Below are 7,380 nucleotides of genomic sequence, written 5' to 3' on the forward strand. Positions count from 1 at the left end.
CCTGGCCGGGCGCCGGCTGCTGACGCGCCGCGAGACGTCGGCCGACGGACGGGCCGTGTTCGAGGAGGGCGCCGGCGGGGGCGACGGCCCGTACCGCGAACGCTGGGCCCACGACAGGGTGGTGCGCTCCACCCACGGGGTGAACTGCACCGGGTCGTGTTCCTGGATGGTGTACGTGAAGGACGGGCTGATCACCTGGGAGCACCAGGCCACCGACTACCCGTCGATCGGCGCCGACTGCCCGGAGTACGAGCCGCGCGGCTGTCCCCGGGGGGCGTCGTTCTCCTGGTACACCTACTCCCCCAGCCGGGTCCGCTATCCCTACGTGCGCGGCGAGTTGCTGAAGCTGTGGCGGGAGGCCCGCCGCAGGCTGGGGGATCCGGTGGCGGCCTGGGCGGAGATCACCGGCGATCCGGCGAAGGCCCGCGCGTACAAGCGGGCGCGCGGCAAGGGCGGCCTGGTGCGGGCCGACTGGAACGAGGTGTCGGAGCTGGTCGCCGCCGCCCACGTGCACACGATCCAGCGGTACGGCCCGGACCGGGTGGCGGGCTTCTCCCCGATCCCGGCGATGTCGATGGCCTCCTTCGCGGCGGGGGCCCGTTTCCTGTCGCTGATCGGCGGCACCCTGCTCTCCTTCTACGACTGGTACGCGGACCTGCCGATCGCCTCGCCGCAGGTGTTCGGCGACCAGACGGACGTGCCGGAGGCCGCCGACTGGTGGAACGCCGGCTACCTGGTGATGTGGGGCTCCAACATCCCCGTCACCCGCACGCCGGACGCGCACTTCCTCACCGAGACCCGGTACAACGGCACCAAGGTCGTCGCGGTCAGCCCGGACTACGCGGACAACGTGAAGCACGCCGACGAGTGGCTGGCCCCGCACCCCGGTACCGACGGGGCGCTGGCGATGGCGATGGGCCACGTCGTCCTCCGCGAGTTCCTCGTCGACCGGCGGGTCCCCTACTTCCGCGACTACCTGCGCACCTGCACCGACGCCCCGTTCCTGGTGACGCTGCGGGAACACGGGGCGGGGCTGGTGCCCGACCGGTTCCTGACCGCCGAGGACCTGGGGCAGGGCGGTCGGGAGGAGAACGCCGCCTTCAAGACCGTCCTGGTGGATGACGCGACCGGCGAACCGGTCGTCCCGGCGGGGTCGTTGGGGCACCGCTGGGACAAGGAGCGGCCCGGCCGCTGGAACCTGGACCTCCAGGGGGTGGAGCCCCGGCTCTCCTTGCTGGACGACGCGGACGGCGCGGGCGGCCCGGGCGGTGCGGGCGGCGGGGACGGCGCGGGCGGCGGCGTGGAGACCGTCGAGGTGGTGCTTCCCCGGTTCGACGAGGGCGCCACCGAGGGCGGCTCGACCATGGTCCGCGGGGTTCCGGTCCGCCGGATCGGCGGCCGGACGGTCACCACCGTCTTCGACCTGCTCCTCGCCCAGTACGGCGTCTCGCGGCCCGGGCTGCCCGGGGACTGGCCGTCCTCCTACGAGGACGCCTCCCGGCCGTACACCCCGGCCTGGCAGGAGACGATCACCTCGGTGCCGGCCGAGCAGGCCGCCCGGATCGCCCGGGAGTTCGCCCGCAACGCCGAGCGCACCCGGGGTCGTTCGATGATCGCCATGGGCGCGGGCACCAACCACTGGTTCCATTCCGACACCATCTACCGTGCGTTCCTGGCCCTGACGACCATGACCGGATGCCAGGGTGTCAACGGGGGCGGCTGGGCGCACTACGTCGGGCAGGAGAAGATCCGTCCGGTCACCGGCCTGCAGCACCTGGCCTTCGCCTTCGACTGGCAGCGTCCCACGCGGCACATGGCGGGCACCTCCTACTGGTACCTCAACACCGACCAGTGGCGCTACGAGGCGTTCGGACCGGACGAGCTGGCCTCGCCCACCGGTGCGGGCCGGTTCCGGGGCAAGGGGTTCGCCGACTGTCTCGCCCAGGCGGTGCGGCTCGGCTGGACGCCCGGCCACCCGGGGTTCAACCGCAACCCGCTGGACCTCGCCGACGAGGCCGCGGCGGCGGGAACACCGGTCGCCGACCACGTCGTCGGGCAACTGGCCTCCGGCGAGCTGCGGTTCGCCGTGGAGGACCCCGACGACCCGGCCAACTTCCCCCGGGTGCTGACCGTCTGGCGGGCCAACCTGCTCGGCTCCTCCGGCAAGGGCAACGAGTACTTCCTGCGCCACCTGCTCGGCGCGGACAGCGCCGTCCGCAGCGAGGAGACCCCGCCGGAGCTGCGGCCCGAGGAGGTGGTGTGGCGCGAGGAGGCGCCGGAGGGCAAGCTCGACCTGCTGGTCGCCATGGACTTCCGGATGACCTCCACCGGTCTGTTCGCCGACGTGGTGCTGCCGGCCGCGACCTGGTACGAGAAGGACGACCTGTCCAGCACGGACATGCACCCGTTCGTGCACGCCTTCACCCCCGCGATCAGCCCGCCGTGGCAGGCCCGCACCGACTACGACGCCTTCCTCACCATCGCCGACCGGTTCTCCGAGCTGGCGAAGGACCGTCTGGGCAGGCGGACCGACGTCGTCGCGGTGCCGCTGCTGCACGACACCCCGGACGAACTGGCCCAGCCGGGCGGGGTGGTGCGCGACTGGAAGGCGGGCGAGTGCGACCCGGTGCCCGGCCGCACCATGCCCAGGCTGGTCACGGTGGAGCGGGACTTCGGGGCCGTCGCCGAGAAGATGCGCGCGGTGGGCCCGCTGCTGGACACCCTGGGCACCACCACCAAGGGCGTGACGGTCCGTCCCGACCGGGAGATCGAGGACCTGCGGCGCCGTCTGGGCACCGTCCGGGACGGCGTGGCGGCCGGCCGGCCCTCGCTGGCCACGGCCTCCGACATGTGCGAGGCGATCCTCGCCCTGTCCGGCACCACCAACGGCCGCCTGGCCACCGAGGGTTTCCGGGAGCTTGAGCGGCAGACCGGCGCGAAGGGGCTGGTGGAACTGGCCGCGGAACGGGAGGCGGAGCGGATCACCTTCGCCGACACCCGGGTCCAGCCGCGGGCGGTGATGACCTCCTACGAGTGGTCGGGCAGCGAGACCGGCGGGCGGCGCTACTCACCCTTCGTGATCAACGTCGAGCACCGCAAGCCCTGGCACACCCTCACCGGCCGCCAGCACTTCTTCGTCGACCACGACTGGATGACCGAGCTGGGCGAGCAACTGCCCGTCTACCGCCCGCCGCTGGACGCCCGCCGCCACTACGGCGACGAGCACCTGCGCGACGGCGCGGCGGAGGTCACGGTCCGCTACCTGACACCGCACTCGAAGTGGTCCATCCACTCCGAGTACCAGGACAACGCCTACATGCTGGCACTCTCCCGGGGCGGCCCGGTCATCTGGATGTCCACCCGGGACGCCGCGCGGATCGGCGTGAAGGACAACGACTGGATCGAGGCCTACAACCGCAACGGCGTGGTGGCGGCCCGGGCGGTGGTCTCCCACCGGATGCCCGAGGGGACCGTGTACATGTACCACGCCAAGGACCGCACGGTGAACGTGCCGAGGACCGAGGTCGGCGGCAGGCGGGGCGGCATCCACAACTCGCTGACCCGGCTCCTGCTCAAGCCCACCCATCTGGCGGGCGGCTACGCCCAGTTCACCTACGCCTTCAACTACTACGGCCCCACGGGCAACCAGCGCGACGAGGTCACCGTCGTCCGCAGGCGCAGCACGCCGGTGGAGTACTGAGATGCCGGAGAACCCGGCCGGAGAACCCGAGATGCCGGAGAACCTGACATGCGCGTGATGGCACAGATCGCCATGGTGATGAACCTGGACAAGTGCATCGGGTGTCACACCTGTTCGGTCACCTGCAAGCAGACCTGGACCAACCGCACCGGGGTCGAGTACGCCTGGTTCAACAACGTCGAGACCAAGCCCGGCATCGGCTACCCCCGCCGCTACGAGGACCAGGAGCGGTGGAAGGGCGGCTGGGCCCTGGACCGGCGCGGCCGGCTGGTGCTGCGGTCCGGGGGGCGGGTACGGCGGCTGCTGTCGCTGTTCTCCAATCCGGACCTGCCGGCCATCGACGACTACTACGAGCCGGTCACCTACGACTACGACAACCTGGTGAGCGCCCCCGCCGGGCAGCATGTGCCGGTGGCCCGGCCCCGCTCGGTGCTCACCGGCGAGCCCACGGCGATCACCTGGGGCGCCAACTGGGAGGACGACCTCGGCGGTGCGGCCGAACACGCCGCCGGTGACCCGAACCTGACGGGCGGGCTCGCCGAGAAGGTGCGGTTCGAGTTCGAGCAGACCTTCATGTTCCACCTGCCCCGGCTGTGCGAGCACTGCCTCAACCCGGCCTGCGTCTCGGCCTGCCCGTCGGGGGCGATGTACAAGCGGGTGGAGGACGGCATCGTCCTGGTCGACCAGGACCGCTGCCGGGGCTGGCGGATGTGCGTCACCTCCTGCCCGTACAAGAAGGTGTACGTCAACCACGCCACCGGCAAGGCGGAGAAGTGCACGTTCTGCTTCCCCCGCGTCGAGGCCGGCCGGCCCACCGTGTGCTCCGAGACCTGCGTGGGCCGGCTCCGGTACCTGGGCCTGCTGCTGTACGACGCGGACCGGGTGGGTGAGGCCGCGGCGACGCCCGACGAGAAGGACCTGCTGGACGCGCAGCGCGGGGTCTTCCTCGACCCGCGCGACCCCGAGGTCGCGGCGGCGGCCCGGGAGTCGGGCATCCCCGAGGACTGGCTGGAGGCCGCCCGCCGCTCCCCGGTGTACGAGCTGGTGGTCCGCCACCGGGTGGCGCTGCCGCTGCACCCGGAGTACCGGACGCTGCCCATGGTCTGGTACGTGCCGCCGCTCTCCCCCGTGCTGGACGCCGTCGGGCAGGCGGGCGGCGAGGCGGAGAACCCCGACCACGTCTTCGCGGCCGTCACCCGGCTGCGGATCCCGCTGGAGTACCTGGCCGGCCTGTTCACCGCCGGGGACGCCGACGTGGTCGCCGGGGTGCTGATGAAGCTGACCGCCCTGCGCTCCTTCATGCGCGGCCGGGCCCTGGGCGGCGACGGCGATCCCGCCCTGCTGGAGCCGGTCGGGCTGACCGCCCGCGACGCCGAGGACCTGCCCGCCCTGGTGGAGCTCGCCCAGTTCGCGGAGGGCCGCACCGGCCTGGCCGAGCTGACCGCCTACCTCGACGCCCGCGCGGCCACGCTCACCGCGGGCGGAGCGGCCGGAGGCCGACACGATGACCGCACTTGACCTGACCGGCCTGCGCACCCGTCCCGCGCAGGTCTGGGGCGCCGTCCGTCTGGTGCCGCTCGTGCGGGACGAGCCCGTCGGGGATCTCCGGCTGAGCGCGCGGCTGTACGGCGACGCCGCCGGCCTGGTGGACCTCGGGCGGGGCGGCGCCTACTTCTCGTACGTGCCGCACGGTTTCGTCGCCACCTGGACCCGTGACGGCTCCCCGGCCGCCGCCTACGGCACCCGGCTGTCCGCCGGTGGCGACTGCGCGCCCGCCGACGTGATGCCCCTGCGCGTCCACCGCCGCATGGCCCGCCGGGAGACCAAGGAGCGCCTGCGGTTCCTGCCGCTGCACCTGGCGCTGGAGGGATATCTGGCGCTGCACTTCGGCGGCCCCGCCATCGCCTGGGAGGAGTGGTCCCGGCGGGCCGTCCGCCGGGGCCTTTCGCCCCGCGTGGAGCAGGCGTACACGGGCGCGCGGGTGTCCGGACTCGCGGACGCGCTGCGCGTCTTCGAGATCCACCCCGGCCAGTGCGGCCTCCTGCTGTACGTCGCCGACACCCTGGCGGCCGCGTTCGCGGTCCCGCACCCCGACGACTACCGCGCGCTGCACCCGACGCTGGTGGAGGACCTGTACGGCGAACTCGTCCACCACTACGCCCTGTTGATGCCGCCGGTGCCCGATTTCCGGGCCCGTGTCCCGGACGCCGGGATCCACGACCTGGCCGGTCTGCGGGCGGCCGCCGCCGAACAGGAGGCCGCCTGGGCCGAGTTCCACGACGGGACGATGGCCGCCGCGCTGCTGGAGGAGACGTACACCTGGCGGACGGTCCACCGGCTGGGGCGCTTCACGCTGTCCCGCTTCCTGCCCGCGTTCCGTCCCCGGCGGGAGAACCACATCGGCGAGACCGTCACCGACGGGGAGGGCAGGGTCGTCTACCTGAAGACGTTCCGGCTGTCGGAGAGCCAGGTCCGCCGCGGCCACCTCCTCAGCCGCCTCGCCGACCACGACTGGCACCTGGCCCGCACCGCGGCGGCCCTCGGCGTCACCGAGTCCCAGCTGGGACTGCGGCTGGAGAACGCCGGCTTCGGCCACCTGCTCCGCCAGGACGTCCTCGACCGGTACCGGCGGCAGGAACGCGCCGGGGGCGGGTGAACGCGCCCGGCCGGTTCCGGCGTCCGGCCGCGTCCGTCGACGGAGTCGGTTCCGCCGGTTGCGGCGATGTCCCCGGTTCCGCCGGTTGCGGCGATGTCGCCGGTACCACCGGTTCCGTCGACGCCGCCGTTCAGTCGAAGACGATCGCCGTGACCCACTCCGCCTCGCGCGCCCGGTACCCGTACCTGTCCCACAGCCCGGTGACCACGGCCGGGACGTGCGCCGCCCCGTAGACCACGGCGACGCGCAGCGCCTCGTGACGCCGCTCGGCGTGGATCTTCCCGAGCGCCTCCAGCAGCAGCCGGTCCCGCCGGTCGGTCAGGGCGTGGAGCGCGGGATCGTCGGCCAGGGCCTCGGCCCGTGCCGTCAGGGGCAGATCGTCGACTTCCAGGTCCCGGTCGAGGAGGACGCGCGGCCCGCGCAGCGCGAACACCAGGCCCAGGAGCGGCGCCGCGGCCGTGAACGCCCAGTACCTCCACCGCGACACGGCCTTCAGGTCCGCGACCACCTCGGCCGAGGTCGCGTCGGGGCGCAGCACGGGGACGCCCTCGGGAAGCACCCGCTCGTCCGTCTGCTCGACGAGGCCGTTGCGGCGCCGCAGCGGCGCGAACCGGTAGGCGAGCGTCAGCGCGTTCAAGGAGGCCGACCCGCCCCGGACCCCCTCCAGCACCACCAGGTCGCATGCCGCGAGTCTGCGGCGCACCTCCGTGTAGAAGGCCGGCGACGCCACGTGCAGCATCGGGAAGAACACGAACACGAGTGGTGTCCGTGCGTGCCGCATCGTGATCACGGCCGACCGTGCGGCGATGGCGGTGATTTCGACGATCTGCATGGCGCCCCCGTGAACCTGTGGCCGGTTCCTCGCCTCGAACGGGGGGACGAACAGCGGTCGTTCAGCGGTTCCCCGGATCCGCGGGGACCGCGGTTGCGTCGTCCTTCGCGGTGCGGGGGTGGTCCAGGTGGCGCAGCAGCACGGCGGCCTCCTCGCGGAGCCGCTCGGCCCGCTCCGCGTGCGCGGGCGAGG

Annotated in this window: 4 protein-coding genes; 3 read left to right on the plus strand and 1 reads right to left on the minus strand. The window is 73.1% G+C overall.

Features of this window, described 5'->3' with window-relative positions; genetic code table 11:
* The first annotated feature begins 1 nt into the window (after position 1).
* Genes HW445_RS13280 through HW445_RS13290 form a run of 3 tightly spaced genes read left to right on the plus strand, consistent with a single transcriptional unit; the run spans position 2 to position 6,356 of the window.
* Positions 2–3,700 carry a nitrate reductase subunit alpha gene (locus tag HW445_RS13280; protein WP_180221228.1) on the plus strand — a complete coding sequence of 1,233 codons (3,699 nt, stop codon included), beginning with the start codon at positions 2–4 and terminating at the stop codon, positions 3,698–3,700.
* Positions 3,701–3,748: 48 nt separating this feature from the next.
* Entirely contained in the window at positions 3,749–5,218 is a 1,470-nt protein-coding gene (narH, locus tag HW445_RS13285) for a nitrate reductase subunit beta (protein WP_180221229.1), read from the plus strand.
* On the plus strand, positions 5,205–6,356 hold the full coding sequence (locus HW445_RS13290; RefSeq protein WP_180221230.1) for a hypothetical protein: 1,152 nt from the start codon (positions 5,205–5,207) through the stop codon (positions 6,354–6,356). Before narH ends, HW445_RS13290 begins: the two co-directional genes overlap by 14 nt.
* A 130-nt stretch (positions 6,357–6,486) precedes the next feature.
* Here the strand turns inward: HW445_RS13290 and HW445_RS13295 are convergent, their stop codons facing one another.
* Entirely contained in the window at positions 6,487–7,188 is a 702-nt protein-coding gene (locus tag HW445_RS13295; RefSeq protein ID WP_180221231.1) for a hypothetical protein, read from the minus strand.
* Positions 7,189–7,380 lie beyond the last annotated feature (192 nt).

Source organism: Streptomyces sp. UH6 (assembly GCF_013421635.1).
Taxonomy (GTDB): Bacteria; Actinomycetota; Actinomycetes; order Streptomycetales; family Streptomycetaceae; genus Streptomyces; species Streptomyces abyssomicinicus.

Bases quoted from the DNA above. Each gene is read 5' to 3' on its own strand.
- narH (WP_180221229.1), top strand. From the start codon at position 3,749: ATGCGCGTGATGGCACAGATCGCCATGGTGATGAACCTGGACAAGTGC.
- HW445_RS13290 (WP_180221230.1), top strand. From the start codon at position 5,205: ATGACCGCACTTGACCTGACCGGCCTGCGCACCCGTCCCGCGCAGGTC.
- HW445_RS13295 (WP_180221231.1), bottom strand. From the start codon at position 7,188: ATGCAGATCGTCGAAATCACCGCCATCGCCGCACGGTCGGCCGTGATC.